The 18310-nt window shown below is 55.2% G+C and carries 15 protein-coding genes; 1 reads left to right on the top strand and 14 read right to left on the bottom strand.

Annotated elements, in window-relative coordinates; all coding sequences use genetic code 11:
* Window positions 1–77: 77 nt before the first annotated feature.
* The 14 genes from BEN47_RS15810 to asnB all read right to left on the bottom strand — a co-directional run bounded on the left by BEN47_RS15810 (window position 78) and on the right by asnB (window position 17469).
* A complete protein-coding gene (locus tag BEN47_RS15810) occupies window positions 78–935 on the bottom strand; it encodes a DUF5672 family protein (protein ID WP_070729568.1) in 858 nt (285 codons plus the stop codon).
* A gap of 58 nt (window positions 936–993) precedes the next feature.
* Entirely contained in the window at window positions 994–2589 is a 1596-nt protein-coding gene (locus tag BEN47_RS21075; RefSeq protein ID WP_125921719.1) for a glycosyltransferase family protein, read from the bottom strand.
* Between the two features lie 449 nt (window positions 2590–3038).
* Entirely contained in the window at window positions 3039–3806 is a 768-nt protein-coding gene (locus BEN47_RS15800; RefSeq protein ID WP_070729565.1) for an IS5 family transposase, read from the bottom strand.
* Between the two features lie 197 nt (window positions 3807–4003).
* Complete coding sequence (locus BEN47_RS20435; RefSeq protein WP_083322486.1) at window positions 4004–4756, bottom strand: acyltransferase; 753 nt, start codon at window positions 4754–4756, stop codon at window positions 4004–4006.
* 68 nt (window positions 4757–4824) lie between these two features.
* Window positions 4825–5247 (bottom strand): sugar 3,4-ketoisomerase, encoded by a 423-nt coding sequence (locus BEN47_RS15790; RefSeq protein WP_070729560.1) that lies wholly within the window; start codon window positions 5245–5247, stop codon window positions 4825–4827.
* Between the two features lie 33 nt (window positions 5248–5280).
* Window positions 5281–6384 carry a DegT/DnrJ/EryC1/StrS family aminotransferase gene (locus BEN47_RS15785; protein WP_070729558.1) on the bottom strand — a complete coding sequence of 368 codons (1104 nt, stop codon included), beginning with the start codon at window positions 6382–6384 and terminating at the stop codon, window positions 5281–5283.
* A 59-nt stretch (window positions 6385–6443) separates the two neighbouring features.
* A complete protein-coding gene (locus tag BEN47_RS15780) occupies window positions 6444–8417 on the bottom strand; it encodes a hypothetical protein (RefSeq protein WP_070729556.1) in 1974 nt (657 codons plus the stop codon).
* A 20-nt stretch (window positions 8418–8437) separates the two neighbouring features.
* On the bottom strand, window positions 8438–9388 hold the full coding sequence (locus tag BEN47_RS15775) for a glycosyltransferase family 2 protein (RefSeq protein ID WP_070729554.1): 951 nt from the start codon (window positions 9386–9388) through the stop codon (window positions 8438–8440).
* A 120-nt stretch (window positions 9389–9508) separates the two neighbouring features.
* Window positions 9509–10462: a GNAT family protein gene (locus BEN47_RS15770; protein WP_125921718.1), complete on the bottom strand. Its 954-nt coding sequence runs from the start codon at window positions 10460–10462 to the stop codon at window positions 9509–9511.
* Window positions 10441–10854 carry a sugar 3,4-ketoisomerase gene (locus BEN47_RS15765; RefSeq protein WP_070729551.1) on the bottom strand — a complete coding sequence of 138 codons (414 nt, stop codon included), beginning with the start codon at window positions 10852–10854 and terminating at the stop codon, window positions 10441–10443. Before BEN47_RS15765 ends, BEN47_RS15770 begins: the two co-directional genes overlap by 22 nt.
* 507 nt (window positions 10855–11361) lie before the next feature.
* Window positions 11362–12318: a UDP-glucuronic acid decarboxylase family protein gene (locus BEN47_RS15760; RefSeq protein WP_070729549.1), complete on the bottom strand. Its 957-nt coding sequence runs from the start codon at window positions 12316–12318 to the stop codon at window positions 11362–11364.
* 128 nt (window positions 12319–12446) lie between these two features.
* Window positions 12447–13784 carry a UDP-glucose dehydrogenase family protein gene (locus BEN47_RS15755; RefSeq protein ID WP_070729547.1) on the bottom strand — a complete coding sequence of 446 codons (1338 nt, stop codon included), beginning with the start codon at window positions 13782–13784 and terminating at the stop codon, window positions 12447–12449.
* Window positions 13785–13930: 146 nt separating this feature from the next.
* The gene (locus tag BEN47_RS15750; RefSeq protein ID WP_070729545.1) at window positions 13931–15481 is read right to left on the bottom strand and encodes a glycosyltransferase family 39 protein; all 1551 of its coding nucleotides are present in this window, start codon (window positions 15479–15481) and stop codon (window positions 13931–13933) included.
* Between the two features lie 83 nt (window positions 15482–15564).
* Window positions 15565–17469 carry an asparagine synthase (glutamine-hydrolyzing) gene (gene asnB, locus BEN47_RS15745; RefSeq protein WP_070729543.1) on the bottom strand — a complete coding sequence of 635 codons (1905 nt, stop codon included), beginning with the start codon at window positions 17467–17469 and terminating at the stop codon, window positions 15565–15567.
* 198 nt (window positions 17470–17667) lie between these two features.
* Between asnB and BEN47_RS15740 the strand changes: the two genes are divergently transcribed.
* The gene (locus tag BEN47_RS15740; protein ID WP_070729540.1) at window positions 17668–18147 is read left to right on the top strand and encodes an acyl-CoA-binding protein; all 480 of its coding nucleotides are present in this window, start codon (window positions 17668–17670) and stop codon (window positions 18145–18147) included.
* Window positions 18148–18310: the final 163 nt, after the last annotated feature.

The raw sequence follows: 18310 nt of genomic DNA, 5'->3' as shown, positions 1-18310 counted from the left end.
TTCATGCGGTCACGGCCCAGGGATTTGTCCTCAAAATCGCGCTGTTCATTTTCGTCCACGCCCTCGACCAAGTTGGACTATAATCCGCAACTTGGGTTATTTAGTGAATACCCCTGCTCCTTAAACAACTTCGTCCAGAATGCATTGCGGTGGCGGTCCCAAGCATGAAAGCCCATCGGCAGGCGGCCACCGTTCAGCTCCAGCATCAGCGTAGGGTGGTAGTCGAAGCCAAACTCCAAGGCCTCGGTAGGCGTGGGCACAGTGTACCAAGCGAAGCGGTCGGCGCAGATGAGGCTCCAGAAAATGTCTTCCTGCCCAGCATAGTCGTTGCGGGCGTGGTGGGTCTGGTTGGCTTGCAGGCCGCGCCGCAAGTAAGCGGGCAGCCGCCGCAGCCCTGCTCCCAGCCCCGGCGCGAAGCACTCCCGCAGCAGCGTGGGCCACGAGAAAATGGGCTGCCGCGCGTGCAGCACCCGCAGGCAGTCGGCCACCTTGCGCAGCGAGAAGCCGCCGTTGCCCACTGCCCACAGCCGCGCCTCGGCCAGCGGCGGCTCGAAGCCCGCAAACCAAGGCGGCCCCACGTAGGAGTAGCATTTGGCGCACCAAGCGGGCAGGTCATCCCGGAAGACGAATACGTCGAGCTGACACAGCAGAAAGTACTCGTAGCCGGCCAGGCGTTGGAAGAAGTCCAGCGACATCATCAGCTTGTTGTAAGAAGCCGTGCCGGAAAAATAGGTATCGGCAAAGCGCTCCAGCCGTACGGGCTGAGCCAGGACGGCACTCACGTAGCCGCTGGCATCCAGTGAGTCGGGGCACACGAGCACGAACGGGTAGGTCTGGTACACGTCCGTGGACTGCCGCCAGGAAATCTGCTCGCTCTCGGTGAGGTCAGCAAACCGCCGGTAGGCGGGCACGACGATGGCAACGTTGGGGGTCATTCACTTGAATTATATAGAATATATACCACAAAAATAAAATAAACCATGGTATAAATATTCATTTATACCGATGGTTTATTTTATTTTTGATAAAATGCAGCAATTGCTTCAATGACATACGCTGCTGCTCTTTTTGCAGGGAAAGATATATTTTTACACCATCTTTTATTGAAAACTTATCGATTCTCTCCAAAAGGGAATATAGCAGAAAATTAATTGAATCTCCGAAAAAAACATTCGACATATACGCCGCATCTAAGTCATTCTGCTGCTCAGCATTTCTTAGATTCAGCGTTTCTATATCACTTATATCACGGACAGACGTCACAATTGCAGCAGAATCGCGATAGAGATTGGTCAAGTATTCTTTCCAACCTTTCCCCATGTAATGTTGCTGAATTAAATTACTACCTCTTTGAGCAATCTGTTGACGATAATCTATATCATTAATTGCTCGTTGAATATTTTTTATTGCCTCATTTTCATCGTGGGGATGCTGTACTAACCCTTGTAATGCAGGTTCCTGTCCAATAACTAACATATCAGTAGGATTGAATTGCAGGACCGGAAAACAACCAAAATACATTGCTTCGAATAGCGAAGTGAACGAACCAAATGGCAATGAATCAACATAAATATCCGCTGCCATATAGTATATTTTTGGGTCGTCAATTGCTCCTAACAATTCAATTCGCTGATGCTCCTCAAACCCTAGATTGCTTCCTTCACTTTCCTGCACCCCAATCACTTTCACTAGCACTTGCGGATTATCATCTATCGCTTTTCTTATAAGTCTGTAATAATTATGCTCATCTGTTGGCGTAAATTTATAGGCGCTCGCCACAGTTAGAATGACTATTTGTTCGTCCCGTATTCCTAATACATTACGTGCTTCTCTCTTAGCATTTGGGGCTACTATTTCAAAATTTAATGGGGTAGGTAAAAGCTCTACCTTTTGAACAGCGCGAGCACTCAAAGAAAACGGCAACGACCATCTCCGGTAACAAACGACAACATCTGACAAGATAGAACCCAGCCAAAATGTGTGGTCTGAATGGTTGATTGTCAGCACTTGAGGCCGCGGAGTAGCAGCCAGCGCAGCTACGGACACACTATCGTCAGGATGAATGGAATAAAATATCCGGTCAGCTTGATTAACAAGTAACTGTTGTAGTATAGCCACTTGTTCTACCTTTGATTCTTCACATAGAGTGATTATAGCACCTCCAGTAGCTTTAACTGCTTCATGAAGCCAATCCGGTGCATCTTCTGCCTTCCTATTTATAAGAACCACATTGTGCAAAGAATTAGTGTCATTTCTGATAATATTTAACAGAAGCCGCGTGTGCCCACCGACTGAGTATGTTTGGGTAACAACATGGAGTATATTTAGCTTTTGAGTGGCTTTAGGAAGAATTGGAGCTACTACATTATTGTCATCCCAGATGCGTTTTCCAATACCTAATGCCCACTTTTCTAGATACAAATCAGCATAGAGTCCTGCATGAATTCGCCATTGGTAAGCTGCGATTAAGTTGATAGCATCAAGTTGCTTTTCAAATTCATTATTACTACCGAATTTTTTCGAAAAAGCCTTAACTAGGCCATTATACACAGCTTTATTTTTTGCAAGCAGAATATTATTATTAATCATTATTGGTATAAAAGACTATTTTTGATTTACGTATAGATTTTGCCAGGAGCTTATTAAGGGCTTCTCTTTGAATATTTAAGAAATAACCAAACAATTTGTATTTTTAGACTATTTATCATAGCGTTTTTAGGTATAGTAAGTCGTTTGAAGGAATAGTTTTTGCGTTTGTGGCATACGTTCCATCACACTCATTCTGGCAGAGGGACAGTAATTAAGGCTCATACGTCGAGTGATAATGCCGTTGAACGCCGTCTGAGCCTGTGCCCTTTGCTTTCGCCCAGAGCTATATAATGCCCCAGCTGACGGCTATGTTTGACATCTACCGTCTGAACATCAGCCATTAGTATGATGGATGAAAGTTCCAGCTTATTATACTCTGTCACAACTGTCATCGCCTTAACTAATTTCCTTGGAAATCAAATCGATTAGTTGAAAATACTCAGAGCCTGTTAAAATTTACGAATCAGGTGTCGGATACTGGACAAATACAAGGTCGCTTCGGCGCTGCTGGTTTCGCATTCGAAGTCGCGGCTCAGCCGCCGGTCCCATTGCAACCAACCGATGGAGCGCTCGACGACCCAGCGCACGGGTTGCGGGGTAAAGCCGCCGCCACCGCGAAGGCCGGGGGCGGTTTCGAGCCGCCAGCCACAGTGGGCTTGGGTCCACTCGGCCAGGGGTCGGCCATTGTAGCCCGCGTCGGTAAGCACGAGTTGTAGCCGTTTAAACCCCTGTTGGTGGAGTTTTTCCAGCACCGCCCGTCCCCCAATGCGGTCGTTCTCGTTGGCTGGCCCCACGTGGGCGGCCAGCAACCGGCCGCCCGTGTCAACAGCGAGTTGACGCTTGCGGCCCTGCACCTGTTTGTGGCCGTCAAAGTCTTTGTCGAGCACGCCGCGTTCGCTGCTTTTAATCGATTTCGCGTCCACAATGGCCACGCTTGGGCTGGGCTGGCCCGAAGGGGCTGACTGCTGGCGCTCCTGTTCAACTAGCATTTTATTCAGGCCCGCCCACCGTCCGTCGGCTTGCCAGCGGCGGAGATAATAAAAGCAAATGGGGTAAGGGGGAAAGTCGTTGGGCAACAAGCGCCACTGGCATCCGCTCTTGGTTAAGTAAAGCAAGGCATTGAAAATGAGGCGCAAGGAATACTTGCGGCGGCGGGCAATGGGCAAGGCATTTTGCATAACGTGCCACTGGAAATCAGTCAGGTCCGTTTCGTACATCTTTGGTCGGATGAGGAAATTAGGAAAACCTGGCTGGTTTCTGTTTGTCTAACAGCTACTTGTGAATTCTAACAGGCTCTCAACAACACTATGCTTGCTAATAGAATAGACAAGCCCACATGAATTCAGTTAATAAGTACAATACATTTCTTTCGCCAATCAATCATCTTTTAACCTGAAGATTATAAGACCTTTTATTACTTCTTGCTCCACTCCTCAAAACCAATACCCTGCCACGGCATACCACGCTCAAAATTATACATCCATGGATATTGCCCACCTCCACCCAATTCCCTTACGTCACGCACAATCTTGGCTGGACTACCTACCGCAAAACTAAAGTCTGGCATATCCTTGTTTACAACTGAGTTAGCTCCGACTAAACAGTTTTTGCCGATTTGTACTTCGGGCAGCACAATGCAATGAACAGTTATAATAGAATAGTCCCCGATGGTTGGTCCTTTGTATGAGTTCGAAGGGGGACGAGCGTCGTTGGTAAAAACAGTGTACGGGTAAATAAACACATAATCTCCAATTGTGGAAAACTCGCAAATGTGCACATTACTGTGCATTTTACAGTAGTCACCAAAAACTACGTTACCTTGAATATCAGTTAATGTTCCGGCCTGGCAATCGCGACCAAAATGGCTATTTTCCCGAACAGTAACGCGATGCCCTGTAGTGAAATTTTCTCCGAAGGTGCTGCCAGCATAAATAATATTATGACTGCGAATAAGTGCTCCGGCTCCGATGACAGTTTCTGGTTGAATATAACTACCATCCTGATAGTAGTAAGCTCTTCCTGGCTCCCCAATGACGCAGTTATTACAAATAATGGCGTTGTCTTCGATAATAACGTTGTCGTAAATTGTGGTATTATCACCTATTGAGACATTTTTCCCTAAACGAACATTTTCGCCTAACTGAACATTACGGTTTGCAAATTTCATTGGAAACAACAGTTATGATTTTGAAAATTGAGCGATGTTAAGCAAGAATAGTTGTTCTAGTGTTTATACTAATCTAAAATTCTCGGCTTTTCAATGCTTTGAAGATGTTTAAAATCAGCATATTCCCGGATGTAGTCCGCTTCTTCATACTCGTGCGACGCCAGGCACATCAGCACGGCATTGTGCGAAAACCGAATGGTGCGCCAGTAGTGCCGCGGAATGTACAGGCCGATGTTGGGTCGGGTCAGGGCAAAGTTGTATTTGGTGCCGTCCACGCCCTCCAGCTCAAAGTCAATCTGCCCGCTTACGGCGAAGATGACTTGCTCCAGGTCATGGTGGGCGTGGTGGCCGCGCAACACTTCGTCGGGTGTGAAATACGTCCAGTATACCCGCTCGATGCGGAAGGGCAGGCCGCTATTTTGCGCCACGGTCAGGTAGCCTAGCTCCGGCTTGCCAATTTTAGAAAAGTCTATCAGGCGGGGAACTGACATACAGGTTTTTAGTAAAGAAATGCACGAAGAGGACTACGCGAAGAAGGAGCGTACCGCCGCTGCCACACGGGCCACCTGCTCTTCGCTCATGCCGGGCCACATGGGCAGGCTTAGGGCCGTATCGGCAATTTCCTCGGCAATGGGGAAGGCCCCGGCGGGCATGTTCAGGTGGGCATAGGCCTGCTGCCGGTGCGGTGGCACAGGGTAGTGAATGAGGGTGCCCACACCCTGGTCGGTGAGGTGCTGCTGCAACGCCGCCCGGTGGGCCGTGCGCACCGCGTAGAGGTGGTAAACGTGGGTAGCGCCTTCGGCCACAGTGGGCAGCAACAGGTCGCCCAGGCCAGTTAGGTACTGGTTGTACCACGCCGCTACCTGCTGGCGCTGGCGCGTCCACTCGGGCAGGTGCCGGAGCTTCACACGTAGCACGCTGGCCTGTAGCTCATCGAGGCGCGAGTTCTGACCGATAATCTCGTTGTAATACTTCTGCTGCGAGCCGTAGTTGCGCAGGGTGCGGATTTTAGCGTCCAGCGCCGCGTCGTTGGTTGTCACGGCTCCGGCGTCGCCCAGGGCCCCCAGGTTCTTGCCGGGGTAGTAGCTAGTGCCATTGGCGTTGCCGAAGGTACCGGTGAAGCCGCCCTCCCAAGCCGCGCCCTGGGCCTGGGCATTATCTTCTACTACCCACAGGCCGTGCTTTTTAGCTACTTCCATAATGGGCCCCATCGCGCAGGCCTGCCCGTACAGGTGTACCGGCATAATGCCCTTGGTGCGGGGCGTAATGGCGGCTGTGATAAGAGCGGGGTCAAGGTTATAAGTGTGTGCGTCGGGCTCGACGGGCACGGGCACGCCGCCCACGTACGAAACGGCCAGCCAGGTAGCAATATAGGTGTTACTGGGTACGATGACTTCGTCACCGGGCTGCACGTCCAAGGCCAGCAGGGCCAGGTGCAGCGCGTCAAGGCCATTGGCTACGCCAATGGTATGAGCTACCTGATTGAAGGCGCTGTACTCAGCCTCAAAAGCTTTAACCTGCTCGCCCAGCACATACCACTGCTTGTCGTACACGTCGGCGATTGCGGCCAGCACTTCGGTGCGAATGGGGTCGTGCTGCGGGGAGAAGGAGAGAAAGGGAACGGTCATATACAAATGGTACGGCACAGTAGGCGTGCAAAGATACACGCCGGCTGTCAGGAACAAGCTTAAGGTAGCTGGGGCGGAACCGCGAAAACTGATGGCCGCAGCACGTAAAGCACCTCACCGGAACGGGAATCGCGGTAGCGGGCATGCACCAGGGGACGTAGCGTGGGCGGCAGCCGGGCCCGTGGCGAAGCACAGATAAAGCGCAGACCCGCCCGCTGCACTAAAGCCAGCGCCGCGCTGTCAGGGGATAGAGGTCGCCCCACCCGCTGGCGCAGCTGGGTCAGTCGGGCCAGTGTCGATTGGTCCGTGGCCAGCGCCGCCTGGGTCGAGTCGCGGGCAAAACGCGGGTCGGTGTTCAGACTATCGGGCACCAGCGCCGAGAGTGACAGCAGCAGGTAGTCATTTCGGAAATTAGACACGTAGGTACCAGCCGTATAGGCGTCGGATGCCAGCATGTAAGCGTTCTGGTAGTCGGCATCGCCTAGCAGATAGCCGCCACGGGCGGGCAAAGCTTGCAGTACCGGCCCCACCCGCGCCAAAAACTGCGTCGAGAAGCGGGCGTTGTCAGTGATTCGGGGCAGTGTGTTCACCAGCAATAAGCCAAGTAGGCCCGCCGCAGCCAGGGCCAGGCGCGCGGTAGCCTGCCCGCGCAGGACCTGCCCCAGCACGATGGCCAACACCACAGCACTCAGCGGCACCATCGGATTAGAGAAAAACTGAAACCCATCGAGAAAGTGATGGCTCAGCGTACGCATGAGCAGGGCCCCCAGCAGCGTGGCGGCGGCCCATGCCATCCAGGGCCAGCCAGCAGGCGCGATAAGCGGCGTTCGGGCCGAACCGGTCCACCACAGCAGCCCAGCCAGCGCGGCATAGCCGACGTAGTAAATGCCATAATTGAGCAGCACCCCGATGGCAATGTTGATTAGGGTTTCTAGCTCCTGTCCGGCGGGCAATACTGAGGCCAGCAGAGAGGAGTGCCCCGCGTGAGGAAACTGGTAGGGGGCGGGCTGCAACGCATAGAACAACCCCATATAAACACCTACTGCCCCCACCGGAGCCAGCAGTAGCAGCGCTCGTTGCCAGGGCAGCTGCCGGCTGAGGCCCAGGTATAGCACCAGCCCCACCACCCCGGCCAGCGCCGCCGGGGCTGTAGCCACAAAAAGCAGCGGCAGCATGGGCAGTGCCAGCGCCGCCGCCACCCACCGCTGCCGGAGCAGTAGCAGTCCGGACAAGACCATAGCTATATAGACCGGACCCAGCTTGGGGTGCAGCTGCGCTGGCAGGTGCGATAGTAGCGAGCCGTTACCCACGAACAGGAAACCCTCCAGGAATGGCCATATTGTGCCATTCACCGTCAGCATGAGCCCGCCCAGTAGCATAGCCCAGGCAGCCTTCACCCCGCACCAAGCGTATATGGCCGCAAACCCAACCCCGGCAATGGTTAGTAGCATCGTAGTCATGCTCACAAACAGTACCCACACTGAGGGCAACCCCGAAACCCACACTAGCAACGCATTCAGCCATATTTCCAGATAGTGGTAGGGTTGTACGGTCTGAAACTGTGGAAATACAACTTCCAGCGAATTGGTCTCCAATCCGAATTGGTTGAGCATCAGCGTTAGACGACTGTAGTAAACGTAGTCCTGAAAGGGGGTTTGCAGATGGGCTGTTCCCGGCTCATATACCAGCGCATACTGCCCAGCAAATACGGCCAGGCACAGGACCAAGGTTAGCCCCAGTGCGGGGCCGAGGCGAGCGGGCGCGGGCGTAGCACCCGCCGCCGGGCGGCGCAGGGCCAGCACCACGCCCCCGAGCAGCAAAGGCACGGGCAGCAGGATACTCACGCCCCCAGTGCGCACCAGCGCATAGCTGACCACGAGCATTAACAAGCCCGTCAGCAGGCGCAGGAAAATGGTGAAGAAGGGCTCCTCGGCCTGTAAGCCGCTCACCCACAGCAGGACCGTGCCCAGCCCGTAGCAGGCAGCTAAGCCAGCCAGCGGTAGTGCCAGTAGCTCAATAAGGTAAGGTAACATCAACTAGCTAAGAAGCTTGATTAACGGGTCAAGGTATGAGTAGGCTCATTCACCTGCTTCACCACGTACATGGGCCGCTTGCGGGCCGCATCCAGCCCCCGCCACACGTACTCGCCGATGACGCCCAGCGCAATCATCTGAAAGGCGGCCACGAAAAGCACTACCACCATCAGGGTGGTCCAGCCCTCAGGTTCGTCACCGCCAAAAAACTTAAGGCCAATGATGTAAAGCCCGTAGAGCAGCGCCACTACGCCCAGCCCCAGCCCCAGCACCGAGATGGCCCGAATGGGAAAGAAGGAGAAAGACAATAATGAGTCAATCAGCAGCTTGATTTTTTTTTGCAGCGTCCAGCGCGACTTCCCGATTTCCCGCTTGCGGCGCACGTAGGGGATATTCACGTAGTCATACCCCAGCCACACCATCAGGTAAAACAGGTTGGAGTTGCGCTCCTGCATCCGTACCACGTCATCGCATACCTGCCGGTCAAAGAACACGAAGTCGAAGCCCCCGTCTGGTATGTTTTTCAGCGCCAAGTGCTTCATCAGCCAATGGAATGTCTTGGCAAATACCTGCCCCAGCCCAGTTTCCTCACGGTCCTGCCGGTTGCCAATCACTAATTTAAACCCCTTGCACCAATAGTCGTACATCTGCACCATCAGTTCGGGGGGGTCCTGCATATCGGCCGTGATGATGGCCAGGCAGTCGCCGGTAGCGTAAGCCATACCGGCGACTATGGCGTTATATGAGCCCACGTTGGCTACCAGTTCCACCACTTTGATGCGGTCGGGGTAGTAGGCCTGCGCCCGGCGCAGGGCTGCTACTGTGCCATCGCCCGAGCCATCGTCCACAAACACGTACTCAAACTCCAGCCCGGTCGGGAAATTGGCCTCATTGGCAATCAGCCCCGGCACCGTTACGGGAATGTTGCTCTCGTTGAAGTAGCAGGGAATGATAACGGAAAGCTTCGGCATGGCTTAGTCTGGTTGTCAGTAGTCCGGCAGCCATCATTCGGCCAACAGAATGTTGGGGCAGGAATACTGCCTGGTTACTTGCTCGCGGGCATTGAGAATACTGCGCTAGTGGCTAAACGCTCAACTGTGGCAGGCCAATACGTGGCTCGTACTGCCCAGCCGGAAGCCCAGCTTCTCACAGGTGCGAAATACCGCCCCGTTGGTAGCCTGCGTAGTCATTATCACCTGCGGCAAAGATAGGGCTGCTGCACGGCGTACGGTTTCGGCCACTAGCTTCAGGTGCCAGCCGCGGTTGGCTGGCCCTACGGCAGTAAGCAGCACCCGCGACGAACCGCTGCCTGGTACTCCGGCCTCGGCGGGCGTGTCGCCGATGGCCAGGAACGAGTCCACCGCCACACCCGGCTCATCGGGCACCAATACGGCGTCAGCATATTTCCCCTCCACGGCGGCTTCCGCGTAGCGGGCCAGCATGGCATCAGCGCGGGCCTCGCCAAACCAGGGGTCAGCGTGAAAACGGTCGTAAAGGTTGCGGGATGCGGCCGAAACCCGGCCAATGTGTATGGCTTCATCGGGCCGCGCCAGACGTACCGGGGCGCGTGGGGGCAACCGGGCTTCAGCTACCGGGCAGTAAAAGTTCAGGCGCGTTTCAATGAGTCGCCAGCCGTCACCGGTCAGGGCTTGCAGCAGTGCGGTATCTTCGGCCGGCACCACGCCAAAGGCATAGTAGGGCCCGCGGGCAGCCAGCGTTTCCCGTAGCTCACCGGCAGCCAGGGCCAGCGCGGCAGTTGTGGCATTATCTTCGAACAAGCTGGTAAACAGCCGGTAGGTGTCAGTGCCGAAAAACCTGGTGTCCCAAGGCAGGTGTTGCAGCAGCCATTGGCTATGACCATCAGCAGCGGTTAGTACCTCCTCCCCTACCCCAGTGCCAAAGCGGGTTGCCGCGCCAGTGCCGTAGCGCTCCTGCTGCTCCACTGGTGACTGACGCAGAAAATGCGTGGGCGCATGCCGGAGCAGCACTTCAGCGCGGGTTGCTATCCAGTTCGCTGCGGGAATTACTGCGCTTTGGGAGTCCATATCCGCTTGAAGTCCTCGTAACTGCGAATGTAGTCGGCTTCCTGATATGGCACAGAGGCCAGCACTAGCTGCACTGCCGAGTGCGAATATTGCATGGTATGCCAGGCGTGGGGCGGCACGTACAGCCCCACGTGCGGGTCTTCGAGCCGGAATAGCTGGATGTTGCCATCGGCCAACTCGGTCGTAACGGTGAGGCGGCCAGCCGCCGCAATGAGTACCTGCTCCGTGACGTGGTGCGCGTGCCGGCCCCGTACAATGCTCTCCGGCGTGTAATAAGTCCAGAAAATACGCTTCACCTCAAAAGGCACCAGCTGCTGCTGTTCCGTCACGGAGATATAGCCAATCTCCGGCGCGCCAAGTTTGGGGAAATTGATAAGGAAAGGGTCATTCATACTTAGCGCCTGTTGCAGGAACGGAGTGTAGCTGGGTCGGAAGTCGGTAGCCTGCGTTGAACAAGAGCGGTTTTAGTAAGACGCTTGCTAGCGAAACATCTTGTTATTCACTACTGAGACTTCAGTATATCGTGCTTGTACTTTGCTTATAATCAATACCGGTGCTGACTCCTGCCGCGTAGCTGTAGAGTGCAAACTGGCTGCGCCCTAGCTCCACCGTAGCCGGACCGTACCTGAACCCAGTCTCGAGCGTAGTCGTGACATGAGCAACTTCAACGGTTCGCTCTAGGTTTTCTCATAAACACTCGAAAGCGGCAGACTGGCAAAATATATAATTTTACCAGTCTGCCGCTTTTTCAATTTGAGTCTATCTCGGAGGAACAGCGGCATTGGTATGCCGCAAATATAGAAATCTGCTTGCCATATACCGCACCGCTGCTACTCCGCGTCTCGTGTCCCTATTCCGTTCAGAGAGTTATTGGCAGGGTTTCGGTCGCATCCCACGCGTTATTTCACGTGCTCTTTAAAATACTCCAGCGTGCGGCGTAACCCCTCGGCGCGGTCTACCTTGGGCTCCCAGCCCAGGATTTCCCGGGCTTTGGTGATGTCCGGCTTGCGCTTCATGGGGTCATTCTCGGGCAGGGCCTGGAAGGTGGGCTTGAACTCGACCCCGGTGAGGCGGGCAATTTCTTCCCCGAACTCCTTGATGGTGATTTCATCGGGGTTGCCGATGTTCACGGGTAAGGCGTAGTCGCTGAGCAGCAGGCGGTAAATGCCTTCTACCAAGTCATCTACGTAGCAGAACGAGCGGGTCTGGGAGCCGTCGCCGAATACGGTCAGGTTCTCGCCGCGCAGGGCCTGGGAGAGGAACGCCGGCAGCACGCGGCCGTCATTGAGGCGCATTCGGGGGCCGTAGGTGTTGAAGATGCGAATGATGCGCGTTTCCAGGCCGTGGTGGTTGTGGTAGGCCATGGTGATGGCTTCCTGAAAGCGCTTGGCCTCGTCGTAGCAGCCGCGCGGGCCTACCGGGTTCACGTTGCCGTAGTACTCTTCTACCTGCGGGTGAACTTCGGGGTCGCCATACACTTCCGATGTACTGGCGATGAGCATGCGGGCGCCTTTCACCCGCGCCAGGCCCAGCAGGTTATGGGTGCCGAGCGAACCCACCTTCAGAGTTTGAATAGGGATTTTGAGGTAGTCAATCGGCGAAGCGGGGGAGGCGAAATGCAGGATGTAATCGAGCTTGCCGGGCACGAATACGAACTTGCTCACATCAGCATGATGGAATTCAAAATCCTTGTTGCCAAACAGATGTTCGATGTTCTGGAGCGAACCCGTAATCAGGTTGTCCATGGCAATGACGTGGTAGCCCTCGGCCAGGAACCGGTCGCAGAGGTGCGAACCCAGAAAGCCAGCTCCGCCGGTAATGAGGACGCGTTTTTTATTGGTCGTAGTGTCGGTCATACGTTTCTTTTGTCATCCTGAGCGCGGCGCAGAACCGTATCACGTCCGCGCCGCTAGAATAAGTAATAATCCTGGTAAGTGCAGCCGTGATACGGTCCTTCGCTGCGCTCAGGATAACAAGTTTGTTATTAAGCAGGCTCCTGGTGGTCTGTGCGTACGCCGATACAGTGATAGGCAAAGCCCAGGCTTTTCAACTCGCTGGCTTCGTAGATGTTGCGGCCGTCAAAAATGACTTTTTGCTTCATTAAGCGGGCCACCACGTCGAAATTTGGGGCCCGGAAGTCGGGCCACTCGGTTACTACCAGCAGGGCATCGGCGTCGATGAGCGCGGCAAACTCGTCCTTGGCGTAGGTAATGGAATCGCCGAGGGTATGGCGCGCTTCGGGCATGGCCACCGGGTCGTAGGCTGTAACGGTGCAACCCGCGGCCAGCAGCTTTTCAATGATAACCAACGAAGGCGCCTCCCGCATGTCGTCGGTTTTGGGCTTGAAAGACAGGCCCCACACAGCTATTTTCAGCCCACGAAGCTCGCCGGCGAAGTGCCGGCTTACCTTATCGAATAGTACCGACTTCTGTTGCTCGTTCACATTTTCAACCGCTTGCAGCACCTGCATCTGGTAGCCGTGTTCTTGAGCGGTTTTGATAAGCGCTTTCACATCCTTTGGAAAGCAGGAGCCGCCGTAGCCTATACCCGGATAAATAAACTTGGTGCCAATCCGAGCATCGGAGCCAATGCCCTGGCGCACCTTGTTCACATCGGCCCCCATGATTTCGCAAAGGTTGGCCACGTCGTTCATGAAGCTTATTTTGGTGGCCAGCATGGAGTTAGCTGCGTATTTGGTCATCTCCGCGGATGGAATGTCCATGAAGATGATGGGGTGGCCGTTGAGCAGGAAAGGCTTGTAGAGCCGGCGCATCACTTCTTCGGCGCGTTCCGACGCCACGCCGACCACGATGCGGTCGGGCTTCAGGAAATCGTCGATGGCAGCGCCTTCCTTCAGGAACTCGGGGTTTGAGGCCACGTCGAACTCGATAGTAGCCCCGCGCTTTTCCAGTGCTTTTTCAATCTCGGTGCGCACTTTTGCAGCCGTGCCCACTGGCACGGTGCTTTTGGTGACGATGACGCCGTAGCTGTTCATGTGCTCACCAATGCCACGGGCCACCGCCAGTACGTACTTCAGGTCGGCTGAGCCGTCCTCGCCGGGAGGAGTGCCTACGGCGATAAATGCAACGTCGCAATCCTTAATGGCTTCGGCTAGGCTGGTGGAGAAACGTAGCCGGCCTTTTTCAACGTTGCGGGTCACCATCTCCTCCAGGCCGGGCTCATAGATGGGTAAAATGCCCTGGTGAAGGTTGTCAATCTTTTTCTGGTCTATATCGACGCAGGTTACCTCAATGCCTACTTCGGCGAAACAAGTACCAGTTACCAAACCGACGTAGCCGGTGCCTACAATTGCTATTTTCATAAAATTACTAACCCTGATATTTTGTTAGTGCAAGGGAGCAAATTTAGCCCCTCAAGATTTACTACAGCGGAACGCTACTACTTAAACCGTTTTACACCATTAAATCTACTACCGCAAGTATCTTAACAACAGCTATGTAAGTCAAGTCATTGAGTTCGAATTATTCGAAAGTCAAAGGATTGATTTTGTAGCAACGTGCGCTCATCTGGGTTGTGACCTTCGAATTGATACGGCCGATACCTCATGAAATATGGAACTGCGGCAACCACATCGCCCGCGTCAGGACGGGGCTGATTGCACGCTATGGGCAGAAGATAAGCAAAGTTTATCAGCCTGTACCGAGGATTGTCATTCGTACGCTGGTCGCGGATTGGAGGCCCGAAAACCCTGTAATACACGAGGTTTTGTGTGCAACCAGTCGTTTCGATGCCTGCTATTTGCCGGGCATCGTGAATGCCATGCGCATACACCACATCGGGTGGATATTCAATGGTGCGGTAAGCGAGAGCGAAGGTGCTGAAGCGCCACAAACCCAAGATGCCAAGGGCTAGTAACCAAACATTTAAGATTGGTTCTTGCGCAACTCTTTGCAGGACCACCAGACTGCCCATTACGATGAAAGGCACGAAGAAGTGGATAATCCGGCCGTAAAACACCAGCTTATGCGCAAGCTGCACGGTGACGGCGTAGCCCAGCCACCCCAAAAATGCCAAAGACAAAAGAGCCAGCAACGGCAGCTGTGCTTCTGATTTGTAGTCGCGCCGGACAAGAAGTAGCCAGGTCGTCTTCGCGCTCAGAAAAAGCCCGACGACGAACAAAGCCAGAAGCATTGCCCCAAACCAGCCTTCTACTTCCCAGAAGTAAGTGGCAATAAAGCTAAACCCTTCATCGAAAGAGCCTTGAGTGACGGTAGTGGCAATGTAGCGGCTGCTGGCGAGGTAGGAAGTATCCGAGAGCCGGGCCAGAAGCTCAAACGAAGCGAGCACCGCAAGCAGGCCCGCCAGCAAACTTGCCACCGGCTTCAGGCGCTCCGTTTGGCTTTTCCCTTCGTGGCCTCCTGGTGCGAGGCTCAATGCTAGCGCAAGCCCCAGCAATACCAGTGGGCCCAGGAAATACCCCGGGTACACCGCATAGCTGACTCCGGCCAGGACGCCCGCCCACCAATGCCGCCGTGTGGTCCTGGCATGGGCTGGAGCCAGCAGGTAGTTAATCGCCAACAGGAAGAAAAAGAGCGAATGGTCGTAGGGCAGAATGTGCCGCAAATACACGTTGGTGTTGACCAAACCGGAATAGAGGGCAATGCCTACCAGCGCGATATTCGCACTGAAAAACCGGCGATAGATGCGGTAGAGCAGCAAGGCGTTCAGGCTCATGATGAGCACATTGAACGCCTGGGGCACCTGCAGCGACGGCGGCGAGTTGGGGTTCAGTTTGAACAGGAGCAGGAGCGCGGCCTGGCCCAGGCCCGGAATGGCGCGCCACAGGCCATCGCCCGGCCGGGCCCCCATGGAATTGATGGCCTGCAGGGATTCCTGCACATGCCCCTCCCCCAGTGCCCGCAAACCGAGCATGGCCGTCACGTAGCGCTGCTCGTCGACAAACGCCATGGTGCCCTTACCTATCAGGCTGAGCCGCACCAGCGTAATGACCAGCACGCCCCCCAACAACGCCAATCTGGAAATCGAGAAGTGTCGCATAAACAAGGAAGAGCCGGTAGGCGGCCCCAACGCAGCCAAGCTTCCCAATTTATAATTCTTAATTCCTAATTTTTAATTATTCATCACGCCATGTACTGCTTCCACCAGGTCTGGAACACGATGAGGCCCCAGATGCGGGCGTGCACATCGCCGGGGTTGCGCGAAAACAGCTGGGTTTTGAGGGCGCGGATAGCATCTACATCAAATACACCCTGGCTTTCGATGAACTCATCGCGCAACAGGTCGTCCTCAATCAGGGAGCGCAGCTCGCCGCGCATCCACTTGAGAAGGGGCACTTCGAAGCCGTGCTTGGGCCGGTCGTAGAGCTCGACGGGCAACTCGGAGCGGAAGGCGTCCTGCACGATGCGCTTCTTCATGGTGGCGTCTACTTTGCTGCTCACGGGGAGCGAGAACGCGAAGTCCACCACTTTGTAGTCGAGGAACGGCGTGCGCACTTCCAGGGAGTTGGCCATGCTCATCAGGTCCACTTTCGTGAGCATGTCGTAGGGCAACACCAGCTTCATGTCGGTGAGCAGCACCTCGTTGAGGTCGCCGTCGGAATGCAGGTGTTCCAGAATGTCTTTCCGGCGCTTGACGAGGGCTTTTTTGCCCACCTTGCGGCGACTGGCGGCGCTGAGCAGGCTGCTGGCGTCGTCGGCCGAGGCGAAGCTGGCCCAGTCCCAGTACCGGTCTTTCACGCCGGCGAGCATGCCGCGCGAGAAACGCTGAAACTGTCGCACCCGATTGCCAATGAAGCTGTTGCGCGACTTGGGCAGCACGTCCCACAGGAAGCCCAGGCCCGTCACGGCTTCGGCCTTGAAGCCACCCTGGCGCACTTTGAACTCGCCCATGTGCTTGTTGTAGCCGCCGAACATTTCGTCGGCCCCGTCGCCACTCAGGGCTACGGTTACTTTTTGGCGGGTGCGCTGGCTGAGGATGTACACGGCCAGGGCCGAGGAGTCCGCGAACGGCTCATCCAGGTAGGCCAGCATGTCGTGAATGTGCTCGTACAGGTCGTTGTTGGTCAGCGAGAACACCGTATGATTCGTCTTATGACGGGCCGCTACGAGGTTGGCGTACTTGGTTTCATCAAAGAACGGCTCGTCTTTGAAACCGATGCTGAACGTGTTGAGGTGGGGCGTGTGCCGGGAGGCCAGCGCGGCGATGACGCTGGAGTCGATACCGCCGCTCAGGAAACAGCCCAGGGGCACGTCGGCCACGAGGCGGCGCTGCACGGCGCCGTCCATCAGCTCCACCAGCTTTTTTTGCTGCTGCTCGTAGCTGAGCTTGTTTTTGGCGACTTTCTTGGGGTCGTAGGGTATTTTATACCACGCCTTGCCCACCACTTTGCCGTCCTTGATGTAGAGGTAGTGACCGGGCAACAGCTTCTTGACGCCTTTGAAAATGCTGGCCGGACCCGGAATGTAGTTCAGCTGCAAGTATTGCGTCAGGGCCACGTAGTCGAGCTTGCGCGGCACGCCCAAGGCCATCATCGACTTCATTTCGGAGGCGAAGAATAGCTTGTCTTCATCGCGGTAGATAAGCAAAGGCTTTACGCCAAAACGGTCGCGGGCAATGAAGAGAGAATTTTCTTCCTTATCAAAAATAGCCAAGCCGAAGAAGCCGTTGAGCTTTTTGATAAAGCTGCGGCCCTCCGTGATGTAGAGCTGTAGAATAACCTCGGTATCAGTCTGCGAGTGGAACTGGCAGCCGCGCTTAACGAGCTTCTCGCGCAACTCGCGGAAGTTGAAAATCTCGCCGTTGAACACGATGGTGTAGCGGCCGGCCGCATCGGTCATAGGCTGGTTGCCATCGGCCGAAAGGTCGAGGATAGCCAACCGGCGGAAGCCCAGCCCGCACTGGTCGTACACGAAATGGCCCTCCGAGTCGGGACCGCGGCGAATGATGGCATCCGTTGATGCCTGCAGGTTGTTCAGCGACTGACGACCCGTTTGCGTAAAGGCAAATACTCCAGTAATTCCACACATAGTAGCCAGCAAAAGTACGACCCCGCAACCTAAAGGCCAGCAGCGGGGTATTGTCAGCAGGGCAAACGCCCACGAATTCTGCCGACTTCGCGCCCTTTACGAATTTTTAAGCTCCACGACCAGCCCTTCGGTCATAATTGGCTCCGGCCGTTGCGGCCGGGCGGCCGTTCTATTATTTTTCTCTTCCTTTTCCCTCCCATGGACCTCAATCAACAATTTCAGGCTGCGGCCGACAAAGTCAACAACTTGCCCGCCGCTGCCGCCGGTGCCCACATGACCGAGCTTTACGGCCTCTACAAGCAAGCCACTGAGGGCGACGTAAACATGAAATCCGGCGAAGTGGACCCCAACGCTGCCGACCAGGCCAGCGGCCCCGGCGGACTCTCCCAAGCCCAATGGGACTCCTGGAATCAGTTCAAGGGCGTGCCCGAAGAAGAAGCCAAACGCCGGTACGTGGCCCGGGCCACCGAAATCGCGGGCGGCGAAAACGCCGGTGCTCCCACCAATACGGTGGCGACTGATGCGGTTACCAACGCACCCAGCGGCCAGCCCAATGACTCGGCCAATACCGCCGCCGACCACGGCCCCGGCCAAACCACGGCTGGTGGCCTGCGCGGCGACATCACTGCTGGCGCCCCTTATGGCGGCGAGGACTTGCTCAAAGACCAGCAGGCGTAACCTCACCCCCTGACCCCTGCCGGGCACCGCCCCTCTCCAAAAATGAGGGGGGCACCGGTTCGTACTAGGACGTGTGAACAATTAAAGCCACATCAGGATGGCTCCTAGCGTGACCATTGCCAGAAAGGTACTGGCGTTCTTCTCGTAACGCGAGGCGAGGGCC

Origin of the sequence: Hymenobacter lapidarius (assembly GCF_001816145.1) — a bacterium.
GTDB classification, from domain to species: Bacteria; Bacteroidota; Bacteroidia; order Cytophagales; family Hymenobacteraceae; genus Hymenobacter; species Hymenobacter lapidarius.
Note: the sequence above shows the minus strand (reverse complement) of the source record. Positions and strands in the feature narration are given on the sequence as shown.

Bases quoted from the DNA above. Each gene is read 5' to 3' on its own strand.
- asnB (WP_070729543.1), bottom strand. From the start codon at position 17,469: ATGTGTGGAATTACTGGAGTATTTGCCTTTACGCAAACGGGTCGTCAG.
- BEN47_RS15770 (WP_125921718.1), bottom strand. From the start codon at position 10,462: ATGGACTCCCAAAGCGCAGTAATTCCCGCAGCGAACTGGATAGCAACC.
- BEN47_RS15765 (WP_070729551.1), bottom strand. From the start codon at position 10,854: ATGAATGACCCTTTCCTTATCAATTTCCCCAAACTTGGCGCGCCGGAG.
- BEN47_RS15810 (WP_070729568.1), bottom strand. From the start codon at position 935: ATGACCCCCAACGTTGCCATCGTCGTGCCCGCCTACCGGCGGTTTGCT.
- BEN47_RS21075 (WP_125921719.1), bottom strand. From the start codon at position 2,589: ATGATTAATAATAATATTCTGCTTGCAAAAAATAAAGCTGTGTATAAT.
- BEN47_RS15740 (WP_070729540.1), top strand. From the start codon at position 17,668: ATGGACCTCAATCAACAATTTCAGGCTGCGGCCGACAAAGTCAACAAC.
- BEN47_RS15780 (WP_070729556.1), bottom strand. From the start codon at position 8,417: ATGTTACCTTACCTTATTGAGCTACTGGCACTACCGCTGGCTGGCTTA.
- BEN47_RS15755 (WP_070729547.1), bottom strand. From the start codon at position 13,784: ATGAAAATAGCAATTGTAGGCACCGGCTACGTCGGTTTGGTAACTGGT.
- BEN47_RS15790 (WP_070729560.1), bottom strand. From the start codon at position 5,247: ATGTCAGTTCCCCGCCTGATAGACTTTTCTAAAATTGGCAAGCCGGAG.
- BEN47_RS15760 (WP_070729549.1), bottom strand. From the start codon at position 12,318: ATGACCGACACTACGACCAATAAAAAACGCGTCCTCATTACCGGCGGA.
- BEN47_RS20435 (WP_083322486.1), bottom strand. From the start codon at position 4,756: ATGAAATTTGCAAACCGTAATGTTCAGTTAGGCGAAAATGTTCGTTTA.
- BEN47_RS15750 (WP_070729545.1), bottom strand. From the start codon at position 15,481: ATGCGACACTTCTCGATTTCCAGATTGGCGTTGTTGGGGGGCGTGCTG.
- BEN47_RS15775 (WP_070729554.1), bottom strand. From the start codon at position 9,388: ATGCCGAAGCTTTCCGTTATCATTCCCTGCTACTTCAACGAGAGCAAC.
- BEN47_RS15800 (WP_070729565.1), bottom strand. From the start codon at position 3,806: ATGTACGAAACGGACCTGACTGATTTCCAGTGGCACGTTATGCAAAAT.
- BEN47_RS15785 (WP_070729558.1), bottom strand. From the start codon at position 6,384: ATGACCGTTCCCTTTCTCTCCTTCTCCCCGCAGCACGACCCCATTCGC.